A 22,369-nucleotide genomic window follows, 5' to 3' on the forward strand; every position below is an offset into this window, starting at 1 on the left:
TCGGCCTATTCCCCCAGCGCCGGTGACGCCTCGGCCGGCCGGCCCCGTGCGGACAGATCCGCCGGGATGAACCAGGTGGCAGCCGCCGTGATCAGCGCCACCACGAACAGGCCGGTGAAGGCCAGATGCAGCGCCTGATCGAACACCAGAACGGCGGCGGGATCGGCGGCAAGGCCGGCAAGGCCCGCCGGCTGGTTCAGCACCGCGTGCAGGCGCTCGGCCACGTCGGGCGCGGCATAGCGGGCAAGGCCGATGTTCAGGATGGCGCCCGCGACGGTCGCGCCCAGCACGCAGCCGAGGCTGCGGGCGAAGATGTTGGAGGCCGTCGCGCTGCCGCGCATGGACCATTCCACGCTCTCCTGAATGAGCACGATGCAGGTGAAGCTGGCGATGCCCATGCCGATGCCCACCAGAAACGAGGCGAACCCCGCCAGCACCGGGGAGGCGCCCGGCCCCAGCAGCAGCATCAGGCCGGCACCGATGGGCAGCATGAGGCTCACGTAGCGCAAGGCGTTGCGCACGCCGAAGGCGCGGAACAGGCGCGGGGAGAGCGCCACCGCCAGCGGCCAGCCCAGCGTCAGCATGGTCAGCGCCAGTCCGGCCACGATGGGCGAGCGGCCGAGCACGCCCTGCACGTGCAGCGGCAGCAAGGCGGTGAGGCCGATCAGCAGCACGCCCGCAAGCAAGGCGGTGAGGTTGCAGGCGGCCAGCAGCTTGCGGCGCCACAAAGCGAAGGAGACGATGGGCTCGCGCGCCCGCCGCTCCTGCCAGACGAAGGCAAGGCTGCTCAACAGGAACACGGCGCCGGCAAGTCCGATCTGTCCGGCCGAACCGTCGGTCTCGCTGATCAGGATCAGCAGCGCGCCGATGGCGACGGAGAGCAGAGCGGCGCCGAGATAGTCGATGGGGCTTTGCCGGGGCTCCACCTGCTCGCGCAGGAACAGCCAGAAGCCGGCCATGGCGAAGAGGCCGATGGGCAGGTTCATCCAGAACACCCAGACCCACGACACATAGTCCACCAGCACCCCGCCCACCAGCGGCCCCACCACGGCGGAGGCGGCCCAGACGGTGGCGACGAGGCCCTGCACCTTGCCGCGCTCCTCCAGCCGGTAGAGATCGCCCACCAGCGTGATGGTGATGGGCTGGATCGCGCCCGCGCCGATGCCCTGCAGCAGGCGGAAGGCCACCAGCGCGGTCATGGACCATGCGAGGCCGCAGAGCAGCGAGCCGACGAGGAACAGCGCGATGCCGGCGATCAGCACCGGCTTGCGGCCGAAGATGTCGGCGAGCTTGCCGTAGATGACGGTGGTGGAGGTCTGCGCCAGCAGGAAGGAGGAGAACACCCAGCTGTAATGATCGAACCCGCCGAAACGGCCGACGATGCTGGGCATGGCGGTCGCCACGATGGTGGATTCCACCGCCACCATGAAGGTGGACATCAGGATAGCGCAGACGAGATAGGCCCGCTGGCGCGGGGTGGCGTGGACGGACATGGGCGGCCTGGCGATCAAGCGAAAACCAGAAACGCGGCCGGGGTCCGGAAAACGGAGGCCGGGGGCGTGGCTGGATGAAAGGACGGTAGGGCTGGACCTTCGGGATGAGCGACCCCGACGGGCGGCACCGAGTGTGGCAGAGAAGCCGTTGGCGGGCAATGGATCGCTGCATGCGGCAGTCCTGCCGCCAAGGCCGGGCTGCCTGTCGTGCGGCCGGCATCCCTCCCGGCGGCACGCCACTGGCGAACCATGCGTGGCCGTGGGAGGCTTCCCGCCCTGCACGGCCGGGCGGGTCCGCTGCGCGCGCCGGCGTGCGAAGAGGGGGACGGACACATGGTTGAGATCATCACGCTCGGCGGGCTGGAGCTGCGTTTTCTCCAGAGCGGCGACCAGACCGGCGGCTGTCTCGACATGTTCGAGATGACAGTGCAGCCCAATGCGCGCATGCCGGTGGCGCACCATCACGAGAGCTGGGAGGAGACCATTTATGGTCTCGCGGGCGTGACGACCTTCGTGGTCGGCGGGCGCGACATCGACATCGGGCCGGGGGACAGCGTGTTCATCCCGCGCGGCGTGGTCCACGCCTTTCGCAACGATACGCAGGCGGCCACTTCGTGCCTGTGCGTGTTGACGCCCGGCGTGCTCGGCCCCGGCTATTTTCGTGAACTGGCGGCCCTATTGGCGGCCGGTGCGCCCGATCCCGCCCGGATGAAGGCCATCATGCTGCGCCACGGGCTGGTTCCGGCGCCCGCCGCCTGAATGTGGACCAAAGACAGAAGGGGCCGGCATCATGCCGGCCCCTTCCATTCCTGAGCAGGTGATCACTGCTGGCCGGGCTGGTCCGGCTGGCCGGGTCCACCACGCCCGCCGGGGCCACCCTGTCCGCCCTGCGGACGGGCACCTTCGGGACGGGCACCCTCGGGGCGGCCGCCGCCGGGAGGTCCGCCCTGCGGGCCACCCGCGCCGGGCGGCGGGCCGGAGGGACGTGCGGCGGGCGGGGCTGCCTGCGGCGGACGCTCCGGCGCCGCAGCCGGAGGCCGGGCGGCGGGTGCCTCGCGCTGGGCCGGCGGCGCAGCGCTGGGCGGCGGTGCGCTGGGGGCGGGCGCCGGGCGAGCGGCGGGAGCCTCCGGGGCCGGCTGGCGTTGCGCGGGCGGCGGCGTGGCCGGTGCGCTCGGCGCAGGTGCCGGACGGGCGGCCGGCGCTTCCGGCGCGGACTGGCGCTGTGCCGGGGCGGTGGGCGCGGCAGCCGGAGGTGCGCTCGGCGGCGGTGCCGACTGCGGACGCGGCGCATCGGGAGCCGGACGCGGTGCGCTCGGCGCCGGGGCAGGCGCTGCGGCCGGCGGCGTACTCGGAGCCGCAGCGGGCGGCGTGGCCGGCGGGCGTGGGGCATCCGGCGCCGGACGTGGCGCGTTGGGGGCCGGAGGCGGGGCGTTCGGTGCGGCAGCCGGAGGCGGTGCGGCCGGGGCTGCGGCCGGCGGGGCACCGGCGGGCGGACGCGGCGCGTTGGGCGCCAGCGGCGGCTGGCCGGGCGCACCTGCGGGCGGCGCACCCGGCGCGGCACCCGGCGCGGGCGCAACGGGCTGCATGCCCGGCGGCATGCCAGGAGCACCGACCGGCGCCGCGCCCGGCAACTGGCGACCGCCGGGGGCATTGGGCGCCTGCGGCAGGGCCGGGGGCAGGGCATTGGGCCGCTGACGCTCGATCTGCTGCATCACGTCCTGCGCCCGCTGCTGGCGCTGGTCCATGATCTGCCGCTGCTGCCGCTCATTCTGGCGGGCGGCATCGAGGCGTCCGCGCTCATAGGCGTCGCGGTCGCGCTCGGACTGCTGCCATTGCTGCTGCAACTGCTGCTGGCGGTCGTTGCGATAGCGGTCGAGATCGCGGCGATAGACGCCCTCGTCGCCCCGGAAGCGGGCATCGCGCAAGGCGCGGCGCTGGTCCGGATTGAGCACGCCGAGGAGCGCCGCCGAGGGGGCGAGGATGCCCACGGCCTCCGGCCCCACATATTGCCGGATGACCACGCGCCGGTCGGGCGGCACGTCGCGGGCATAACGGGGCGGCGGCGGAATCTTGTTCGGCCGGCCGATATACGGCCGGTAGATACCGAGGCGGGCGCCGTCGCGGTCGTCGAACTCCTGAGCATAGCCGTCCACATAGACGAGGCGGCGGGTCGTCACCTCGCGCGCCACCGGCCCGCCGAAATCGTTCGGCGGCACGAAGCGCGTCACCACGCGGCCATTGCCATAGACCGGCTGATAGGGGCGGGGATTGCTGCCGAGCCACGCGGCGAGCCCGGCGATGGGCAGCACGCGGGTGGCGAGATCCGGCGCGGCCAGATACTCGTCCTCCACATAGACCCAGCTTTCCGCCACCGAGACGCCGTAGCGCTTGGGCGCGCCATAGGCATAGCCCGGCGCATCCGGGGCCACCGGCGCCCAGCCGGTGCGGCCGCCGCCGCGCCGCCATTCCACCCAGGCCGGCGCCCAGGTATCGCCGGGCACCCAGAACCAGCCGAGATCGGGATCATAACCCCAGCGGCCGTAATGATAGGTGGCCCAGGCGAAGGGCTCGGCCGAATCCCAGTACCAGCCGTCCTCGGTCCAGATCCAGCGGCCATCCTGATAGGGCCGCCAGGAGGCATCGAGCCCCGCCGGCACCCACACATACTGGTAGGTGGGATGGGACACCCACGTGCCGTGCTCGGCCAGCGGCTGGTAGAAGACATTGATGTCCACGCGCTGCTGCGCGCCGGCGTTTTGGCCGGGCGGGCGCTGGGCCGGCTGGGCCTGCGCGGGAGCGAGCATGCCGCCGATCAGGAAGCTCGCGGCCATCCCCGCGACCAGCAGTTTTGCCGGTCTTTTGAGTTCGCTTTTCACCGTCATTGAGCATCGCCTCCATTCCGGTTGCAGAAACGGTCTGGATCAAGCCCCGGTTCCGTGACGCGATGCGGGAAAAATCAAGGCAGCACAAGGCATTGATGCCATACGCGCGGCGGTTGCGTGGCAATTGCGGGGCAGCCGCCCGCAACCCCGCGCGGGTGCTGGAATGGCTATGCCGCAGTGCCGCAAGGTCTGCCCTAACGAAAGGAGGACTTGACGGAATCTTCGCCGCGCCTTTCAACAGTCAGTAAGGCGTAACCAATCGCCACCCGGCCCATCCTGCGGAAGGTTTTCCTGCCGCTGGGGAAATGAGGCCTCTCCCCGCCAAGGGAGCCAACGAATCTCCCCGACAGGGGAACAGAGGAGGAAACGATGTTCGCCAAAGCCACCCGTGCGGCCTGCGCCGTGTTCCGCGGCATTGCCGCCGTCCCGGTCGTCGTTGTCGGGATCGCGCTGGCATCTGCCGGGGCTCATGCGCAGACCTTTCCCAGCCGGCCCATTACGGTGATCGTGCCGTTCGCCGCTGGTGGACCCACGGATACGGTGGCGCGCCTCGTTGCTGAATCCATGACCAAGACGCTCGGCCAGCAGGTCATCGTCGAGAATGTGGGCGGGGCCGGCGGCACGCGCGGCGCCGGGCAGGTGGCCAAGGCCACGCCCGATGGCTACACCCTGCTGCTGCACCATATCGGCCAGGCCACCGCGCCCAGCCTCTATCGCAAGCTGCCCTACAAGGTGACGGACTTCGAGACCGCCGGCCTCATCACGCCGGTGCCGATGACGCTGATCGCCAAGCCCGGCTTCGAGCCCAAGACCATCGCCGACGTCATCACCTATGTGAAGGCGAACAAGGAGAAGGTCACGTACGGCAATGCCGGCGTGGGCTCGGCCTCGCATCTGTGCGGCATGCTGTTCATGGCCGCGACCGGCACCCCGCTCACCACCGTTCCCTATCAGGGCACGGGCCCGGCCATGAACGACCTCGTGGGCGGCCAGATCGACCTGATGTGCGACCAGACCACCAACACCACCGGCCAGATCAAGGGCGGCAAGGTGAAGGCCTATGCAGTCACCACCAAGGACAAGGTGCCCTCGCTGCCCGACCTGCCCACCCTGCAGGCGAGCGGGCTGAAGGATTTCGAGGTCACGATCTGGCACGGCCTCTATGCGCCGAAGGGCACCCCGGCGGACGTGGTCGCCAAGCTCAATCAGGCGCTCGGCGTGGCTCTGGATGACCCCAAGGTGGCCTCCCGCTTCGCCGATCTCGGCACCGAGCCTGAGGCGAAGAACCGCCGCAGCCCCGAGTTCCACAAGCAGTTCCTCACGGACGAAGTGGCCAAGTGGAAGCCAGTGATCGAGGCCGCCGGCGTCTACGCCGACTGAGCCTCCATCCATTCTCGAACCGACCGTGCCTCGCCCCGCGCCTCAAGCGCGGCGCGGGGCACGGCGTCTTGCGTAAAGGCTTGTTGCGGCAGGTTTCGCTGCGGCAGCTCCTGAAAACGGGCACGAGAACGAGCACGAAAACGAGAACGAGAACCGAGAAACGGGGAACGGGTAGACATGGGTTTCGTACGCAATCCTAAGGACGTCATTTCGGGCCTGCTGTTCATCGCCATAGCGCTGCTGTTCGCGTGGCAGTCCCGGGAACTCACCATCGGCAGCGCCATGCGCATGGGGCCGGGCTATTTCCCGCTCGTGCTCTCCGTCGTCATGGGCCTGCTCGGCCTGATCGTGCTGATCAACGGCCTGCGCTATCCCGGCGAGGCGCCCTCCGGCTTTGCGTGGCGGGCGCTCGTGATCCTCGTCGGCGCGACCCTGTTCTTCGGCTTTGCCATGCGGCCGCTGGGCTTCCTGCCCACGCTCGCCATCACCGTCTTCGCCTCGACGCTGGCGAGCACGCTGTTCCGCCCGCTCACCGCCCTCGCCATCACCGCCGTCATGGTCGTGTTCTGCTGGGGCGTGTTCATTCTCGGCCTGGGCCTGCCGCTGCCGCTGCTCGGCCCGTGGCTCGGCGGCTACTGAGGAGGGATTGATGGAACTTCTCGACAATCTCGGCCTCGGCTTCTCCGTCGCCCTCTCGTTCCAGAACCTGTTCTATTGCTTCGCCGGGGCGCTGCTCGGCACGCTGATCGGCGTGCTGCCGGGCCTCGGTCCCATCGCCACCATCGCCATGCTGCTGCCCATCACCTTCGGGCTGCCGCCGGTCTCCGCCCTCATCATGCTGGCGGGCATCTATTACGGCGCACAATATGGCGGCTCCACCACCGCCATCCTCATCAACCTGCCGGGTGAATCCTCATCGGTGGTGACAGCCATCGACGGCCACCAGATGGCCAAGCAGGGCAAGGCGGGCACGGCGCTGGCCACCGCCGCGCTCGGCTCCTTCTTCGCCGGCACGGTGGCCACCTTCCTGCTGGCCCTGTTCGCCCCGCCGCTGGCGGAGCTGGCGCTGAAGTTCGGTCCGCCGGAATATTTCGCCCTGATGGTGCTCGGCCTCGTCGCCTCGGTGACTTTGGCCTCGGGCTCGGTGGTCAAAGCGCTGGCCATGATCGTGCTGGGCCTGCTGCTCGGCCTCTCGGGGCAGGACATCTACACCGGCGTGCCGCGCCTCACCTTCAACGTGGACGAACTGGCTGACGGCTTCGACTTCGTGGCGCTGGCCATGGGCATGTTCGGCCTCTCGGAGATCATCCGTAACCTGGAGGATGAGCACAACCGCACGCTGGTGGCCGCCAAGGTGAAGGGGCTGATGCTCTCCAAGGAGGACTTCAAGGCCATCATCGGTCCGGTGGTGCGTGGCACCGTCCTCGGCTCCTTCCTCGGCATCCTGCCGGGCGGCGGCGCCATGCTGTCGTCCTTCGCCGCCTATTCCGTCGAGAAGAAGATCTCGAAGACGCCCCGCCGCTTCGGCAAGGGCGCCATCGAGGGCGTGGCGGGGCCGGAGAGCGCCAACAATGCCGGCGCGCAGACCTCCTTCATTCCCATGCTCACGCTGGGCATTCCCTCCAACCCGGTGATGGCGCTGATGATCGGCGCCCTCATCATCCAGGGCATCACGCCGGGGCCGAACGTGGTCACGGACAAGCCCGACCTGTTCTGGGGCGTCATTGCCTCCATGTGGGTCGGCAACTTCATGCTGGTGCTGCTGAACCTGCCGCTGATCGGGCTGTGGGTGCGGCTCCTCACGGTGCCCTACCACGTCATGTATCCGGCGATCATCGCCTTCTGCTGCATCGGCGTGTACAGCGTGAACAACAACACGTTCGACGTCTACACCATGGCCCTGTTCGGCATCCTCGGCTACGCGCTGGTGAAGCTGGACTGCGAGCCGGCGCCGCTCCTGCTGGGCTTCGTCATCGGCCCGATGCTGGAGGAATATCTGCGCCGGGCCATGCTGATCTCGCGTGGCGATCCCATGGTGTTCGTGACCCGGCCGATCTCGGCCATCCTGCTGCTGCTGGCGGCCATCGCGCTGGTGGTGGTGCTGCTGCCCTCGGTGCAGAAAGGTCGCGAGGAGGCCTTCAAGGAATAGGCCGTCCTTTCGGGACACCCGACGTTTCCAGCCGCCGGCGGGGCCTCCCGCCGGCGGTTTTTCTTTTGGGGGGAGGGATTTTTCGTTTGGGAACGTGGGATTTTCGTTTGCGGGCGGGGCTTTTCCGCCGGTGCTGCGGGGGCGGCGACTGCTTTGCCGGCCATCTTGTCCACAGCCAATCGCGGCCTTTCGCATTTTCCTGAGGGGGGTGCTGGACACGCGTGGGGGTGTTTGCTACATGGGCGCTCCCAGACGGGAACACACAACGTTCCCCGGCGGGCGCATAGCTCAGTTGGTAGAGCAGCTGACTCTTAATCAGCGGGTCCTAGGTTCGAGCCCTAGTGCGCCCACCACTTTCCCTCCAATGGGTTAGCTGGTGTTTCCCGATAAAAGAAGACGGAACGGTCTGCCGGATTTGTCATCCGGTTTGCAGATGACGTTCGCGCTCCGGACTTCGCATCGCGTGTTCGCATGCCGTTCCCGGCGAGCCGTCGCCTGGACGCGTCGTGGGAGACGCGTCCGCTGGATAGTGGCGCGCCATCGCCTACAGCATGCTCGGCTTTGATTGTTCCGCAATCCAAGCCGAACACCATTCTCCATCAACACTCCAGCCACGCTCTCGGGAGAGCAGGGCTGCTGATGCCGATCAGCGTACCAGCTGCCCTATTAAGCCGGCCGGGTAGCCGAAAAAGCCGCCCGCGACGGCGTCGAGCGCCTTGTCGTCCAGAGGCACAGGCCTCGCCGGCACATCTGCGGTCAGATCGGATGCGCTGATCTGGTACCCTGAGGATTGAAGGAAGCTGACAGCCTCTTCGGCGCTGCTGAGAGTGGCCCCGCTGAACCGGGTCCTCAATGCCGGATCCATATTCAAGTCAGCCTTCAGGCGTGCAATTTCTGCCTTCCTCGAACGCTCTAATTCTAGGGTCATCATCTCACTCCAGCTACCGGGGCGCGAGGTTGCAATCGAGCGGACACGGTGATCAACGGGCGAGGTCACGGATTGCGCCGGCCGCGTATCTCCCCTCTTCCAGAGCCTTGGCCGGGGCGCGTGCCACGCACTGATCCCGCCCTGAAACAGGCCTGTGCCGCGACGCTCTCCGTCAGCTGAGCCGATTTCCGGCGCTGGTGCGTTTAAGCCTCGGGCCCGCATCCCCTCTGCTGGCCCCGGCCGGGCCGCTGCGCGCACGAACTGACCTCGTCAGCAGCGCGCGGTCCGGCTGTCATTCCTCCCGATGCCATGCCGGCACTCTCATCGTTCCGGCGGCGGCGCGGGGTTTTTCCATGCGTTGCCGGCAAGGTCGGCCGCCGGGCCGATGGTGAAACATCGGCCCATCGCACATCGACCCGCACCAGTCATGAGATGTCGCGCGATTGCGGACAGCCGGCCGTGCGTCTGGCGCGCATGCCCGCGAAGCTGCCAGTCCGTGGGCGCGGCGCGCACATGCAACATTCTCCTGCGGCGGTCGTTTCCTTCGCAAGGCCCCACAACAGGCAGGCCTCCAGAGGAGAGACGCCATGCCCCACGCACGCAAGACCGACGCATCCAGGAAGATCGAACCGGACCGCACGCCGCCACCGGATCGCCTGCCGGCGCGGGATGGGCCGGGCAAGCTGAAGCGCGGCGCATCGGAGGCCCCCGTCGCCGGCTGGCGGCGGACGGAGCGCCGCACGGCGGCGGAGCCGAAGGAGCGGCAGGGCGGCGGCATTGGCGATGCCCCTTCGCCGGTGGGCGAGAACGATCTCGCCTGACAGGCGCGCAGCGTGTCGCCTCCGGCGGGCACGGGCGCCATCGCGCTGTAGGACAATTCCGAACGGGACGGCCTGCTGCGGGCCGGCGCGCCGAACCGGCCGCCACATCTGGATGCGGTGAGCGCCGTGGGCGGCAATGAGGCCCATGACAACATGCAGTCCCGTCAGATCCCGAAGGCCTGCATCCGCGTAGATGGCATCCTTTCCAATGGGGTGCGGGATCGCCCGGTCTGGATGGCCCGGGGACCCAAACCGGAGATGTTCCCTATCAGGGGGCTCAGCGCTTTCGTGTGTCCATGCAGCACGGCAGCGCTCCGGAGCCGGACAGGAAATCGCGCCCCGTCCGGCACCGGTGCCCTTCCGGGCGCGGCTGGGCGTCCGATGGACCCGTGGCAGAAAGCTGATGTCGATCAACGCCGTCGCTCCCGTCCTTCGGTAGAGCTTGTCCGGCGCGCGGTACTCCGCATGCAGAGCCGCAAGGCATTCTCCAGCACGGCCCGGCAGGGGGGCTGCGGTGCGGATGAGATGGCATCCGGGCCGATCACGCTCCATGCGTGGCCTGCAGGAAAGGGGCATTCATGTCGGCCGACGTCATCGCCGTGAACTTCGCAAAGCTCAGCCGCCTGCCGCTGGCACGCATCCTCGAGGGATCGGGCGCGGATACGGTGGAGCTGCTGCACTCCATCCGCGCGCTGGCCGGCGAACTGAAGACGGAGTGCGAGGCCATCCTCGCCCTGAGCCATACGGAGCCGCACCAGCGGGAATTCGCCGAGGCCGGGCTCAGCTCCGCGGAGACGCTGCTGCGCGTGACCTCGGGCCTGCCCGAAGAGGCGCCCTGCCTGTCCTGAGCCTGCGATCAGCACTCACCTGCGCCCGGCGGCAGGCCAGCCGGAGCACCGGCCTGCGGCATCCGCGGGTATCAGGATGTCCGGGTGATCAGTTGATCAGCGGTGGCGGCGCGGCGATCTGGCGCTCGGACTGCGCGGCGCCGCTGGCCAGCATGGCTTCCATGGTCAGGCGCTGGCGCACGCCGTCCTTCTGGCCCTGGATCATGCCGGGGATCAGGAAGGCATCCACCAGCACCCAGATATAGAGCCCGGCGAGGATGAAGAAGCCGACGGCGATCGCTACCGTGATCCAGCCGATGAGGCACAGCACCAGCTGCGCGACGGCGCTGCCGGTGCGGCCGAGATAGAAGCGGTGCGCGCCGAGCCCGCCGAGGAAGAACCAGAGCAGATAGGCCACGCCCGTGGACTTGGCTTCATTGGTGACGCGCTGCTCGATCAGGATTTGCTGCTGTACGCTGAGACTCATGCTTTCCCCCATCCCCCAGGCGAAATCTTGCAAAGCTCACGCCTGGAGTCGAGAGGTAAAGCGGGGGTGCACAAGCCTCAGCTGCGTGTGGTGTCGATGGAATAGGCGCGGATCAGCGCGTTGCTCACCTCGGTGCAGAAGTCGCCCGCATTGTTCAGGTTCACCATCGCCGCCCAGCCGGCCTGCTGGTTCGGATAGCCGCACATGTAGGCGGTGAAGCCGTAATTCTCGCCCAGGTGATCGAAGATATAGCCCTTGTCGTCCGGATTGCCGGCGGTGAAGATGCCGATCTGCTGTTCCAGCATGGCGGTGGCCTGCGCCGTGCTGAGGATCTGCCGGCCGCCCACCGTGCCCTTGCTGTTGAGCATGATGACGGTCTGGCAGAGATCGCCGGCGGTGGTGTAGAGGCCGGCGGCGGCGGATTCCGGATAGAGATTGCGCAGGCCCGGAATGGACTGCATCAGCGAGACCTGCCCATCGGCGGCGGCGGGCAGCCAGTCGGGCGGCCCCAGCGCGTAGGTGGAGCCGGACATGCCCATGGGCAGCAGCACGTTCTCGCGCATCCAGTCATCGAACGGCGTGTCGGTCATGTCCTCCATCATGCGCATCATCACCACATAGCCCATGCCGGAATAATGGAAGGTGCCGGGCGGGACGGTCAGCTCGATGGGCGGGGAATTGGCCGGCGGGGCGCCGGCCAGAATTTCGGCCAGCGTGGGCAGCTGGACGCCGGGCGTATTCTCATAGCCGGCGAAGCCGCCGCCATCGGGGGTGAAGTTGGCGCAGGCATCCAGCGGATAGGTGTTGCCCCGGCCGATGAAGCCGCCCTTGTGCTGGAGGGTTTCCAGCACGGTCACGTCCGCTGACCAGTCGAGGGTGGCGCAGCTGCGGCAGGGCGGCGTCCAGCTGGTGTGCGCGATGACGGGGCTCGAGAGATCGAGCCCGTCCTGCGCGAACAGCACCTGCACGCCGATGGCGGCGTGCGGCTTGCTGAGGGAGGCGGCCTGGAAGGGCGTATCGGGATAGATGGCTTGCCCCATGCCCGGCTCGGGCAGGAAATAGGCGGCGCGCCAGAGTGTCTGGTTGTCGCCCACATAGGCGACGCTGACGGCGGGCACGCCCACCTGCAGCATGCGCTCGCGGATCGACAGCCATTGGCCGTTATCCAGATAGAACTGGTTCTCGAAGATCCATTGCGGATCGCTCATGAGACCCCCCTCCGCCCGTCAGGAGCGCGTTCGCGCCCGTGGGCTGCGCCGCCGGAAACGTGTGGCGGCCTGTTGAGATAGATGCAACCATGAATATGATATATAAAAATATACAACCCATATCTGGCGGCGTGCACTTTCGCCAGTGGGACTGATGATCAAGCATACTCCCGCCGCGCTGGGAAGCCGTCTTGCGCGGGTGGGGAGCGGGCGTGTCAAAAAGTGATCATGGAATCAGCATAGAGTAACAGTCGGTACGTGGGCGCGGACAGGAATGCATGGGCGCGCCCCCGATCCGGGCGAGCACCTGAACACGACCCGAAGAGGGGCATGGCCCGCCGAACAGGGGGCCGGCGCGGCCCGGCCGTGCGCCCGAAGCGTGGCCTTTGCCTTTGTCGATCAGCTGTTCATCGAAGCTCAAATGTAGGGCTGAACAAATCCTGCGCTGATGCTCTTGCGCAAGATGAGGTAGGGCGATAGCGTTCAGCAACATTGCGAATCTGGTGCTTCGCCGGGCGAAGCCGAACACTTCTTTGAACGGGTTCTGCACGTTCTGCATGCTCACCCCTCGGGACAGATCCCGGGTTGTCTTGATTGTTGATGCTTCCGGAAGCCGGTGGCCACACGTCGCCGGTGCCGGGAGAGGCGCGTCCGCCGCGCCTGCGCAAGCGGTTCGATGCCGGATGGCCGGAACGATACCGCGCGCGGGTGCGCCGTGGATGCCCTGTGTCGCGCCCGTCGGATGATCACATGATCATCTGTGCCGTGCCCGGCTGCTCCGTCGTGCGTTGCGTGCGGCCGGCAGAGCGGGCGGGGCGTGGGCATCGCCGGGGTGCTTGTGTGGACGGGGCGCTTGTGTGGATGGGGCACTTGTGTCGCCGGGACACTTGTACCGACGACATGCAGGTGCCGCTAACGCTCAGGTGCCGGTAACACATAGACAGGCAGGGGGAGCGGATGGAAGCATATCTCGGAGAAGTCCGTCTGGTGGCCTTCGCGCGGACGCCCAAGGAGTGGATGCCGTGCGACGGGCGGCTGCTGAAGATCACCCAGTATTCGGCGCTCTTCGCGCTGCTCAGCACCACCTATGGCGGCAACGGCACCACCGACTTCGCCCTGCCGGACCTGCGCGGCCGCGTGCCCATCGCCCCGTCGGGAACCCATGCCCTCGGCACCACGGGCGGGTCCGACACGGTGGTGCTCAAGGAGAGCCAGATCCCGGCCCACACCCATTCCTGGCTGGTCTCCACCTCGCCCGCCACCACGGGCGGGGTCGCCGATGCCTGGTATGCCGCGCCGACGGCGGCGCCGCAGAGCAATCTCTATGCCCCGCCGGGAGGTGGCAAGACGGTCATGTCCGACCAGTGCCTCAAGCCCACAGGTTCCGGGGAGGCGCATGACAACATGCAGCCCTATCTGGTGCTGCAATACATCATCTGCACCGTGGGTTACTACCCCCCGCGTCCCTAGAACATGTCCGGCTTCGATTGCGCTGCGATCCAGGCCTGAGAGCGTTCTCCATCGTTGCAAGACTGGGCCGGGTCGGATTGAAGCAGGCTGATCAGATGGTCAGCTAAAGATATCGGGATCGCAAGCCGTTTGCCGACCGGATCGCCTGGCTGTCATCCGACCGAAATCAGGAGCCGTCCATGTCGAATGCCTACTGCGGTGAAATCCGCCCCACCTCGTTTACCTTCGCGCCCGAGGGCTGGCACATCTGCGACGGAAGTCTGCTGTCGATCGGCACCTATCAGGTGCTGTACTCGCTGATCGGCACCGCCTTCGGCGGAAACGGTGTATCCACGTTCGCTTTGCCGGATCTGCGGGGCCGCCTGCCCGTTGACATGGGGCAGCGGCCCAATAACCCCGCCTATGCCCACGCCACCAGCGGCGGCAATTCCCTCGTGGCGCTCCAAACCAAGCACCTGCCGCCGCACACCCATGCGATCTCGGCCACCACCGAGCCGGCCATTTCCACCGTGCCGGGGCCGTCGGCGATGCTGGCGACGACCAATGCCACCATTCACACCTATAACGACCTCACCAAGCCGGGAACGGGCGATGCCGCCTTCTCCCCGCTGTCGATCGATGGGGCCGGGGCGGGTGCGGCTCATGAGAACATCATGCCCTGCATGCCCATGACCTACATTATCTGCCTGGGGGGCATTTACCCGGATTTCGGGTGAGCAGACGCGCAAGACGAGCACGGGATCATTTTCTGCAACGCAAGACACATGCCTGACGGGCGGAGGAGAGGAAGATGGACGCTTTCGTCGGCGAGATCCGCTGGTTCGCTTTCAATTTCGAGATCATCGACTGGATGCCGTGCGACGGCAGGGAAGTGCAGGTTGTCGCCAATCAGGCCCTTTATGCGGTCATCGGCAACACCTATGGCGGCAAGACCAATGTCACCTTCAAGCTGCCGAGCCTCAAAGGCCTGGCCATTCCCGGCGCGGATATGCGGAGCGGCATCTATCCCATGCCGCAGGGCAAGCAGATCGGCTCCGAGAACACGACGCTGACCTACGGCACCATGCCCAACCACACCCACCAGATGGTCCGGCCGGGCGGCAGCAAGAATTTCAATCAGAAGTTCAGCGGCCCGACCTCCACCTCCTCGCCGGGCTCCATGGCGATTTCGAACAACAGCACTATTCCGGCCCTCGACAAGTCCGGCGCGCCAAACACCTCGCTGCATTTCGAGGCGGTCAGCATGGTGGGCGGCGGCGCCGCGCATGACAACATGCAGCCCTTCCAGGTCCTCAACGCCTTCATCTGCACCAGCGGCGTCTTTCCCGTCCGGCCGTAGGGCGTTTGCGCTGCCGGGGGAATGTCCGGTGGTTGCGGGGAAAGGCGGGCGAGGGAGAGGTCATGAATTGCTATGTGGGTGAAATCCGGCTGGCGGTGTTCCCGATCATACCGGCCGGCTGGCTGCCCTGCGATGGGCGGATCGTGGCGGTCGCTGATTACAAGGCGCTGTTCTCCTTGCTGGGGTCCATGTACGGCGGTGACGGCGACAAGACGTTCGGCCTGCCGGATCTGCGCGGACGGACGCCGGTGAACATGCGCGACGTGACCGAACTCAGCAAATCGGGCGGCACCGAGACGGTGGCCCTCGCCCTGGATCAGATCCCGTCCCACACCCATCCCTGGCTGGTCTCCAGCAAGGTGGCGACCGAGGGCGGCGTGGGGGGAAATTTCTATGCGGCGCCCCCGGCGACCACGAGCCCGCCGGCGCCGGCGAACACGCCCAACGTCCCGCTCTATGCCGCGCCCGCCACGCCCGCCGGGATCGTGCCCATCTACGAGGGCTGCCTGAGGTCCACCGGCGACGGCACGGGGCACACCAATATGCAGCCCTATGTGGTGCTGAACTACCTTATCGCTTTTGGCGGCGTCTTTCCCGTGCGGCCCTGAAAACCGGGCGTGGGATGGTGCCGGGCCTTCCGGCTTCGGCCGCCGCGGGAGGCTGGAGCGTTTCCGTGTTTCATGGACACACAGAAACACTCCAACTCATGGATAGAGAATGTCTTTCGTCTTGGATTGCGAAGCAATCAAAGCCGGACATTCTCTAGAGGAAGGAGTTTGTGAATGAATCCATATCTGGGCGAAATCCGCCTCACCGCCGGCGATTACGCCCCCAAGGGCTGGGCCCTCTGCAACGGGCAGGTGCTTCCCACAAAAGGCAATGAAGCGCTCTATGGTCTGGTCGGCTCCTATTATGGCGGCGACGGCAGGACCACGTTCGCCTTGCCGGACATGCGGGGCAGGCTGCCCATCGGCAGAGGGCAGCGGCCGGGCACCGAGGCTTATGCGCTCGGCCAGAGCGGTGGCGCGGAGACCGTCATCCTGGAGGCGACGCATCTGCCCGCCCACACCCATCGGCTCGCGGCGACCACCACGCCGGCCAGTCTGGCCACCCCCACCGAAGACAATGTGATGCTGGGCAGCACGGTGTCGGAGGCCCATGTCTACAACACCATGGACGAGGGCGTCGGCGATGCCGAGTTCTCGACCCTGTCCATCGGCAGCGCGGCGCAGGGGCCCGGCCATGACAATCTCATGCCGGCGATGGCGCTGAACTACATCATCTGCATCTCGGGCGGCCTCATGCCGCAAGCCACCTGACGGGCGAGGCGATCCCGGTGCGCGCAGCAGGCAGGAGCATGGAATGGCTGTGAACGAGGATGACGGTATTGACACGACCGATGTGGGGAACAGCCTCATCATCGGGGAGGTCCGCTGGTTCGCTTTTGGCTATGCCGACATCTACTGGGTCCCCTGCGACGGGCGGTTGCTGTCCGTTCGCGATTATACGCTGCTCTACTCGGTCATCGGTTTCAGATACGGCGGCGATGGCACGTCGAACTTCGCGGTTCCGGACCTGCGCGGCTACGCCGCGGTGGGGTTTAGCCCCGGCAGCGCTACCATGGGGCGGCTGGGTGGCATTTCCGGCGCCCCAACGGCGACGCTCGACGCCACCCACCCGCCATCGCATACCCACCAGATGATCCGGCCGGGAGGCACGAAGAATTTCAACCAGAAGAGCAGCGCGCCGAGCGCCCTCAGCGTGCCGGGCTCCATCGCGTTTTCGAACAATGACGTCCTGCCGGCCTTCAGCCACGACGGTACGCCGGACATCAGCCTTCATCCATCGGCGGTCAGCGTGGCGGGGGGCGCCGCCAACGGAGGCGTCTTGCCCCATGACAACATACAGCCCTATCAAATCCTCAATGCCTGCATTTGCCATAAGGGCGTATGGTATGGCCGGGAGTGAGGCGTGCATGCCCGCGCGCCGCGCCCGCCGGACACGGCAAGGCACATGACGACATGAACGCCTGTTGCCCCACCAATGTCCTGTCGCCGGACGGCATGGCCGTGGCGGCGAGCCTGCCGGACGGCTTCGCCCTGCGGCCGCAGGAGCTGGAGGACAAGCCCTTCCTGCGCGTGCTGTTCGGTGAGGGGCGGTGGGAAGAGATGATGCGCACGCCCTGGCCCGAGGCGCTGAAAGACGCTTTCCTCGATGACCAGTTCCGCTTGCAGTTCGCCCATTATGCGCGGGTGTTCCCGCAGGCGGATTTCCTCATTCTGGAGCGCAACGGCAAGCCGGCGGGCCGGCTCGCGGTCAGCTTCGAGGCGGAACGGGCGCATGTGATCGACATCGCCGTGCGCGATCGCCTGCAGGATCGCGGCATCGGCAGCGCCCTGCTGCGCGGTGTCATTGCGGCGGCGGGGCGGCGCCCGGTTACGCTGGTGGTTCTGGTGGGCTCGCGCGCCATTCCCTTCTACCAGCGCCTCGGCTTCGAGGATTGCGGCCCGGCCGAGGGCCAGCGCCGCGCCATGCGGCGGATGCCGTGAAGCGAGCAGTGCGGCGGATGCCGTGAAACGGGAAGGGCGCCGGATGTCGGGGCCCACCTCCTGAAGGCCGCAGCCGTCCGGCAGTCCACATGAGTGCCTGCTCAGGCCGTGCGTGCCTGAAGCGCATGACGGGCCTCGCGGGGCACGGGCTTGCCAATCCGGAGGCGGGCTGGCGCTGGCCATGGATACAGGTCGCGGCGGGAACCTGTCTTGTCATTCTGAGCTTCGGCAGCGGGCTGGTGCTGCCCGGCGCCGTTGGGCATCACGCGGGATGGCCGCCGCTGCGAGGTGCCCTTCGCGCCCGCGCTCCGAGGGCGGACAGGCTCCGGGATCGCTCTCTTATCCTGAAGGACGGTGAACCCGCTCCGGCAAGGGCGTTGCCGGTACCGGCCCGCTCGGGACGGACACTCACGCAGCCTTGGCGCCGCCCAGATAGGCCGGAACCTCGTCGCCGCGCATGGGCTTGGCGTAGCAATAGCCCTGGCCGTAGTCGCAGCCGATGGATTGCAGCCACACGCCCTCGGACGCCTCCTCGATGCCTTCCGCCGTGGTCAGGATGCCCAGCGAGCGGCTCATGGCGAGGATGCCCACCACGAGGCTCTTGGACTGCGGATCGGTCTTCATGGCCCGCACGAAGGACTTGTCGATCTTCAGCTTGGTCACGGGGAAGCTGCGCAGGTTCTGCAGGCTGGAATAGCCAGTGCCGAAATCGTCCAGCGCCACGTCGATGCCCGAGGTGCGGAAGGTGGAGAGGATGGTCTTGGCGGTGTTCACGTCGTTGACGAGGCCGCTCTCGGTGATCTCCACCTCCAGCCGCTGGGTCGGGAAGCCCGCCGAGCGCAGGGTGCGGAAGATCTGGTCGGGCAGGGACGTGTCCTTCAGTTGCACCGGCGAGAGGTTCACCGACAGCTTCAGGTGCTGCGGCCACTTCGAGGCGTCGAGGCACGCCTGCCGCAGGATCAGCGTGGTGAGCTGGCCGATGAGGCCGGCTTCCTCGGCCACCGGAATGAAGGCGTCGGGCGCGATGTGGCCGCGGATCGGGTGGTTCCAGCGCGCCAGCACCTCGAAGCCCGCCACCTGCCCGTCGGAGAGGCGCACGAGGGGCTGGTAGAAGGGCACGATGGCGCCGGAGGCGATGGCCGCATGCAGGTCGCGCTGGAGGCGCAGCGTCTGCTTCAGCTCGCGGTCCATGGCGTGCTCGAAGAAGCGGTAGGTGCCCGGATTGGCCTTGGCGCGATAGAGCGCGGCTTCGGCCGAGCGCATCAGCTCATGCTCGTCGGTGCCGTTGTCGGGCGAGACGGCGATGCCGATGGTGGCGCCGAGCCGGGCGTCGAGCCCGTTCATCTGGTAGGGCGCGGAGAGCTTGAGGATGACCTGATGGGCCATCTTGCCCAGCGCCTCGGTGGTGGCCGGGCGGGACAGCACGGCCACGAATTCCTCGCCGCCCAGGCGCGCGATCACCGTGTCCGTCGGCAAACTGGCCTTGATGCGCTGGGCCACCTCCACCAGCACCAGATCGGACACCTGATGGCCGTGCAGGTTCGAGACCGCGCGGAAGCGGTCGATGTCGATCATCAGCAGCGCGGTCTGCTGGCCCGAGGCGCCGGCGGCGTTCAGGCGCTTGCGCAGGGTCTCGCGCATGATGCGGCGGTTGGCGAGGCCGGTCAGCGGGTCGTGCCGGGCCAGCGCCTCGGCCTCCTCGCGGGCCTTGATCACCTGCACCCGCGCCTTGTCGAGCCGCCGCATGAGGCGGAACAGCAGCAGCGCCGGGCCGATCTGGCTGAGGGTGGCGAAGATGACGGCGGTGAAGATGAAGCGCCAGCGGCCCATGGCGTCGGACGCGCCGCCGCCGAGGGAGAAGCCGAAGCTGGGCAGCAGCTTCTCCTGGAAGATGAACTCCCAGGAGGTGGAGGTGATGCCCATGATCAGCAGCGTGGCGAGCAACGTCAGCAGGACAGAAATGGGCGTGACGAGGGGAGCCGAGCTGTTCGCCCGGCTATCCCGTCTGCGCGTCTGTGCCTGCGTGTTCGTCGGCATGCTCAGGATGCCTCCGCCACGGGTCTTTGATCATCGGCGGTGGGCGCCATGATCACGGTGTTGCGGCCGCCCTTCTTGGCCCGGTAGAGCGCGGCGTCGGCCAGCTGCACCAGTTGGGCGAGATCGGCCCCCGGCGGGGGCTTCATGGAGGTGGCGCCGAGGCTGGCGGTGGTGCCGACCACGCGGCCGGTGGCGTCCTCGATGCCGGTGGCGGCCACCGCCTTGCGCACATGCTCGGCGATGCGCTGCACGCCTTCCTGCGGCGTCTCCGGCAGGATGATGGCGAATTCCTCGCCGCCATAGCGGGCCACCATGTCGCCGGGGCGACGAAGGGCGCCGGAAATGGCGCCGGCGATATGGATCAGCAGATCGTCGCCCAGCCAGTGGCCGTGCTTGTCGTTGAACGCCTTGAAGTTGTCCACGTCGATCATGACGAGGCCGATGGGATGGCCGGTGCGGCCGGAGCGGCGCCATTCCTGCGACAGGCGCTCGTCGAACCGGCGCCGGTTGGCGATGCCGGTCAGGCTGTCCACGGTGGCCAGCTCGGCCAGCTGGCCTTCCGCGCGCGCCCGGCGGAGCAGTTCCCGGCGGAACAGCAGGGTCAGCGTCACGATCGCCACGCAGGACAGGCCCGTCACCACCGCGAGATAGGCTGCCCGCGCGCTCCAGCTTTCGTAGATCTCTCGCATGCTGAGGGACACCGACACCACCAAGGGCAGGTTGGGTACCTCGGTATAGACATATCTGCGGTCGAGGCCGTCCACCGGTCCGATGGCATCGAAGCTGCCGGAGGCCTGACGGAAGTGGCGGGCGAGCGGATCGGGAGTGGGCGGCATGCCGTTGGGGCCGCTGACCGGCATGATCAGATCGGCGCCGGTGGTGCCAGGAAAGGCGGTGCGGGCCAGCAGGATGCCGTCGTTGCGATAGAGGCTGATCTTGCCGTCGCTGCCGAGCTGGGCCGCGGCCATGATCTCATGCAGCGCGGACAGCGGCAGCACGCCAATGGAGATGCCGACGAAGCCGCCGTCGGCGTCGAGGCGCGCGCGGCTGACCGCGACCGCCACCTTGCCGTCTGCACCGGCGAAGGGACGCGTCACATAGAGGCCCTTGCCCGGTGCGGCGCGCTGGCTGGTGAAGAGGGCGCGGCCCGCAACATTGGCGGCGCGGGGGAAATCGTTGGAGGCGGAGAATTCCACCGCGCCCTCGGCGTCGGCGAGGGCGAGCCCGCCGGTGGAGCGCTGGCGGAACAGGCGTTCGAGATCGGCGGGCGGCAATGCACGGATGGCGGGCTGCGCGAAGGCGTCGTCCAGTCCGCGCAGCTCGGCGTCGATGTCGCCGAACATGTCGAGCACTTCACGCTCCATGAACAGGAGCGTGTTGTGCGCCATGCGCGAGGCGGCGGCGCTGGCGTCCTCATAGGATTGGTACAGAGTGATTCCGACCGCGCCCAGAATCGCTATGGCGGCCAATGCCACCAGCAATCCGAGGCGTCTGGAAACCCTGATCGCGCGCTTCAATCTGTCCTCCGCCGTCCTGTCATGGCGCTCGCGTCTCCCCTGTCGTCCCCTTTCGTTGTCCGGCGCGGCTGCCAGAGGGGGCGTCCGCCGTGAAGGCGGAGTGAAGGATCGGGGGGAAGAAACCCGGCCCGATCCGGCCCTGGTCAACCGTGACGGATGACGCCGGCCGAGGCCGGACGCCACTGCGGAGGTAAGTTTTCAGAAAGTGGGGCAATTGGCTTGTCCGGACCTTGCGTTCCGGGTTGTAGCCGGTGGGCCGCTCCCGGCATGGTTCAGCCGGCGAATACCGACCAGCGCATGGCCTTGGCGAGCCGCTCCAGGGCCAGGGAACCGAGCACCGAATTGCCGTGCCGGTCGAGCCCCGGAGACCAGACGGAGACGGACGCCTTGCCCGGCGCGATGGCCAGGATGCCGCCGCCCACCCCGCTCTTGCCGGGCAGACCGACCCGGAACGCGAAATCGCCAGACCCATCATAGTGACCACACGTAAGCATGAGCGCGGCAATCCGCCGCGCCCGCTCCGCCGCCACCACCCGCGGCCCCGAGGGCGAGAGGCGGCCGGAGAAGGCCAGGTAGCGCCCCGCCATGGCCAACTGGCGACAGGTCATGGCGATGGCGCACTGGTGAAAATAGACGCCCAGCGCATGTTCAACATTGTGCTGGATCACGCCGAACGCCCGCATGTAATTGGCGAGCGCGGTGTTGCGGAAACCGGTTTCCTTCTCCGAGCGCGCCACCGCCTCGTCGATGGTGATGGTCTCGTCATCGGCCACGAAGCGCAGGAAGCGCAGGATGGCGCCCAGCGCCTCGCGCGGCTGCGCGCCGGCCAGCATGGCGTCGGCCACCACGATGGCCCCCGCATTGATGAAGGGATTGCGCGGAATGCCACGCTCGGCTTCCAGCTGAACGATGGAATTGAAGGCGTTGCCGGAGGGCTCCTTGCCCACCCGCGCCCAGAGTTCATCGCCGATCTTGCCCAGCGCCAGCGTCAGCGTGAAGACCTTGGAGATGCTCTGGATGGAGAAGGGCACTGCCGCATCGCCGGCGGTGATGGTCTCGCCCTCGGCGGTGGTGACGGCGATGCCGAACTGGCCGATGGGTACCTGCGCCAGCATGGGAATGTAGCTGGCCACCTGTCCGCGCTCCACGCGGGTGGACAGGTCGGCGGCGATGTCTTCGACCACGGACGTCAGATCGGGCAACGCAGTCCCCCTCGTGCTGGCGCCGACGCGCCATGCTTCTTGAGAAGGCGTCCCCTTAAAGTCGCGCCACCGCTCCTCGC

Annotated in this window: 21 protein-coding genes and 1 tRNA gene; 14 read left to right on the plus strand and 8 right to left on the minus strand. The window is 67.7% G+C overall.

Annotated elements, in window-relative coordinates; translation table 11 throughout:
* Positions 1-5: 5 nt before the first annotated feature.
* The gene (locus IEW24_RS13465; protein ID WP_244644376.1) at positions 6-1,493 is read right to left on the minus strand and encodes an MDR family MFS transporter; all 1,488 of its coding nucleotides are present in this window, start codon (positions 1,491-1,493) and stop codon (positions 6-8) included.
* A 333-nt stretch (positions 1,494-1,826) separates the two neighbouring features.
* Here IEW24_RS13465 and IEW24_RS13470 point away from each other — a divergent pair, with 333 nt between their 5' ends.
* On the plus strand, positions 1,827-2,252 hold the full coding sequence (locus IEW24_RS13470; protein ID WP_188579349.1) for a cupin domain-containing protein: 426 nt from the start codon (positions 1,827-1,829) through the stop codon (positions 2,250-2,252).
* 62 nt (positions 2,253-2,314) lie between these two features.
* On the opposite strand, the gene IEW24_RS13475 is transcribed toward IEW24_RS13470, so the two are convergent.
* A complete protein-coding gene (locus tag IEW24_RS13475) occupies positions 2,315-4,375 on the minus strand; it encodes a DUF6600 domain-containing protein (protein ID WP_188579351.1) in 2,061 nt (686 codons plus the stop codon).
* 369 nt (positions 4,376-4,744) lie between these two features.
* Between IEW24_RS13475 and IEW24_RS13480 the strand changes: the two genes are divergently transcribed.
* The 4 genes from IEW24_RS13480 to IEW24_RS13495 all read left to right on the plus strand — a co-directional run bounded on the left by IEW24_RS13480 (position 4,745) and on the right by IEW24_RS13495 (position 8,257).
* Positions 4,745-5,755: a tripartite tricarboxylate transporter substrate-binding protein gene (locus IEW24_RS13480; RefSeq protein WP_188579353.1), complete on the plus strand. Its 1,011-nt coding sequence runs from the start codon at positions 4,745-4,747 to the stop codon at positions 5,753-5,755.
* Positions 5,756-5,932: 177 nt separating this feature from the next.
* Positions 5,933-6,394, plus strand: a complete 462-nt coding sequence (locus IEW24_RS13485; RefSeq protein WP_188579354.1) for a tripartite tricarboxylate transporter TctB family protein — start codon at positions 5,933-5,935, stop codon at positions 6,392-6,394.
* Positions 6,395-6,404: 10 nt separating this feature from the next.
* Entirely contained in the window at positions 6,405-7,904 is a 1,500-nt protein-coding gene (locus IEW24_RS13490) for a tripartite tricarboxylate transporter permease (protein WP_188579356.1), read from the plus strand.
* Between the two features lie 277 nt (positions 7,905-8,181).
* Positions 8,182-8,257, plus strand: a tRNA-Lys gene (locus IEW24_RS13495).
* Positions 8,258-8,550: 293 nt separating this feature from the next.
* Here the strand turns inward: IEW24_RS13495 and IEW24_RS13500 are convergent.
* Positions 8,551-8,835, minus strand: a complete 285-nt coding sequence (locus tag IEW24_RS13500; protein ID WP_188579358.1) for a Nif11 family protein — start codon at positions 8,833-8,835, stop codon at positions 8,551-8,553.
* Between the two features lie 584 nt (positions 8,836-9,419).
* Between IEW24_RS13500 and IEW24_RS13505 the strand changes: the two genes are divergently transcribed.
* Positions 9,420-9,653 carry a hypothetical protein gene (locus IEW24_RS13505; protein ID WP_188579360.1) on the plus strand — a complete coding sequence of 78 codons (234 nt, stop codon included), beginning with the start codon at positions 9,420-9,422 and terminating at the stop codon, positions 9,651-9,653.
* A 578-nt stretch (positions 9,654-10,231) separates the two neighbouring features.
* Entirely contained in the window at positions 10,232-10,501 is a 270-nt protein-coding gene (locus tag IEW24_RS13510; RefSeq protein ID WP_188579363.1) for a hypothetical protein, read from the plus strand.
* 88 nt (positions 10,502-10,589) lie between these two features.
* On the opposite strand, the gene IEW24_RS13515 is transcribed toward IEW24_RS13510, so the two are convergent.
* Together IEW24_RS13515 and IEW24_RS13520 are read right to left on the minus strand one after the other, a co-directional pair.
* Positions 10,590-10,967: a TM2 domain-containing protein gene (locus IEW24_RS13515; protein WP_188579364.1), complete on the minus strand. Its 378-nt coding sequence runs from the start codon at positions 10,965-10,967 to the stop codon at positions 10,590-10,592.
* A gap of 77 nt (positions 10,968-11,044) precedes the next feature.
* Positions 11,045-12,175, minus strand: a complete 1,131-nt coding sequence (locus IEW24_RS13520) for a serine hydrolase domain-containing protein (RefSeq protein ID WP_188579365.1) — start codon at positions 12,173-12,175, stop codon at positions 11,045-11,047.
* Positions 12,176-13,132: 957 nt separating this feature from the next.
* On the opposite strand from IEW24_RS13520, the gene IEW24_RS13525 reads away from it, so the two are divergent.
* From IEW24_RS13525 to IEW24_RS13555, 7 genes are all read left to right on the plus strand, one after another.
* Positions 13,133-13,645 carry a phage tail protein gene (locus IEW24_RS13525; RefSeq protein WP_188579367.1) on the plus strand — a complete coding sequence of 171 codons (513 nt, stop codon included), beginning with the start codon at positions 13,133-13,135 and terminating at the stop codon, positions 13,643-13,645.
* A 179-nt stretch (positions 13,646-13,824) separates the two neighbouring features.
* On the plus strand, positions 13,825-14,361 hold the full coding sequence (locus IEW24_RS13530; protein WP_188579369.1) for a phage tail protein: 537 nt from the start codon (positions 13,825-13,827) through the stop codon (positions 14,359-14,361).
* 74 nt (positions 14,362-14,435) lie between these two features.
* Positions 14,436-14,984, plus strand: a complete 549-nt coding sequence (locus tag IEW24_RS13535; protein WP_188579372.1) for a phage tail protein — start codon at positions 14,436-14,438, stop codon at positions 14,982-14,984.
* A gap of 62 nt (positions 14,985-15,046) precedes the next feature.
* Complete coding sequence (locus tag IEW24_RS13540; RefSeq protein WP_188579374.1) at positions 15,047-15,592, plus strand: phage tail protein; 546 nt, start codon at positions 15,047-15,049, stop codon at positions 15,590-15,592.
* A 174-nt stretch (positions 15,593-15,766) separates the two neighbouring features.
* Positions 15,767-16,303: a phage tail protein gene (locus tag IEW24_RS13545; RefSeq protein WP_188579376.1), complete on the plus strand. Its 537-nt coding sequence runs from the start codon at positions 15,767-15,769 to the stop codon at positions 16,301-16,303.
* Between the two features lie 43 nt (positions 16,304-16,346).
* Positions 16,347-16,952 (plus strand): phage tail protein, encoded by a 606-nt coding sequence (locus tag IEW24_RS13550; protein WP_188579378.1) that lies wholly within the window; start codon positions 16,347-16,349, stop codon positions 16,950-16,952.
* A 53-nt stretch (positions 16,953-17,005) separates the two neighbouring features.
* Positions 17,006-17,533 carry a GNAT family N-acetyltransferase gene (locus tag IEW24_RS13555; protein WP_188579380.1) on the plus strand — a complete coding sequence of 176 codons (528 nt, stop codon included), beginning with the start codon at positions 17,006-17,008 and terminating at the stop codon, positions 17,531-17,533.
* A 408-nt stretch (positions 17,534-17,941) separates the two neighbouring features.
* On the opposite strand, the gene IEW24_RS13560 is transcribed toward IEW24_RS13555, so the two are convergent.
* The 3 genes from IEW24_RS13560 to IEW24_RS13570 all read right to left on the minus strand — a co-directional run bounded on the left by IEW24_RS13560 (position 17,942) and on the right by IEW24_RS13570 (position 22,289).
* The gene (locus IEW24_RS13560) at positions 17,942-19,570 is read right to left on the minus strand and encodes a putative bifunctional diguanylate cyclase/phosphodiesterase (protein ID WP_188579382.1); all 1,629 of its coding nucleotides are present in this window, start codon (positions 19,568-19,570) and stop codon (positions 17,942-17,944) included.
* Between the two features lie 2 nt (positions 19,571-19,572).
* Positions 19,573-21,087, minus strand: coding sequence for a GGDEF domain-containing protein (locus tag IEW24_RS13565; protein ID WP_188579384.1), 1,515 nt, complete (start codon positions 21,085-21,087; stop codon positions 19,573-19,575).
* A gap of 272 nt (positions 21,088-21,359) precedes the next feature.
* Positions 21,360-22,289, minus strand: coding sequence for a glutaminase (locus tag IEW24_RS13570; protein WP_188579386.1), 930 nt, complete (start codon positions 22,287-22,289; stop codon positions 21,360-21,362).
* Between the last annotated feature and the right edge of the window lie 80 nt (positions 22,290-22,369).

The organism is Azorhizobium oxalatiphilum (genome assembly GCF_014635325.1).
In the GTDB taxonomy this organism is placed as follows: Bacteria; Pseudomonadota; Alphaproteobacteria; order Rhizobiales; family Xanthobacteraceae; genus Azorhizobium; species Azorhizobium oxalatiphilum.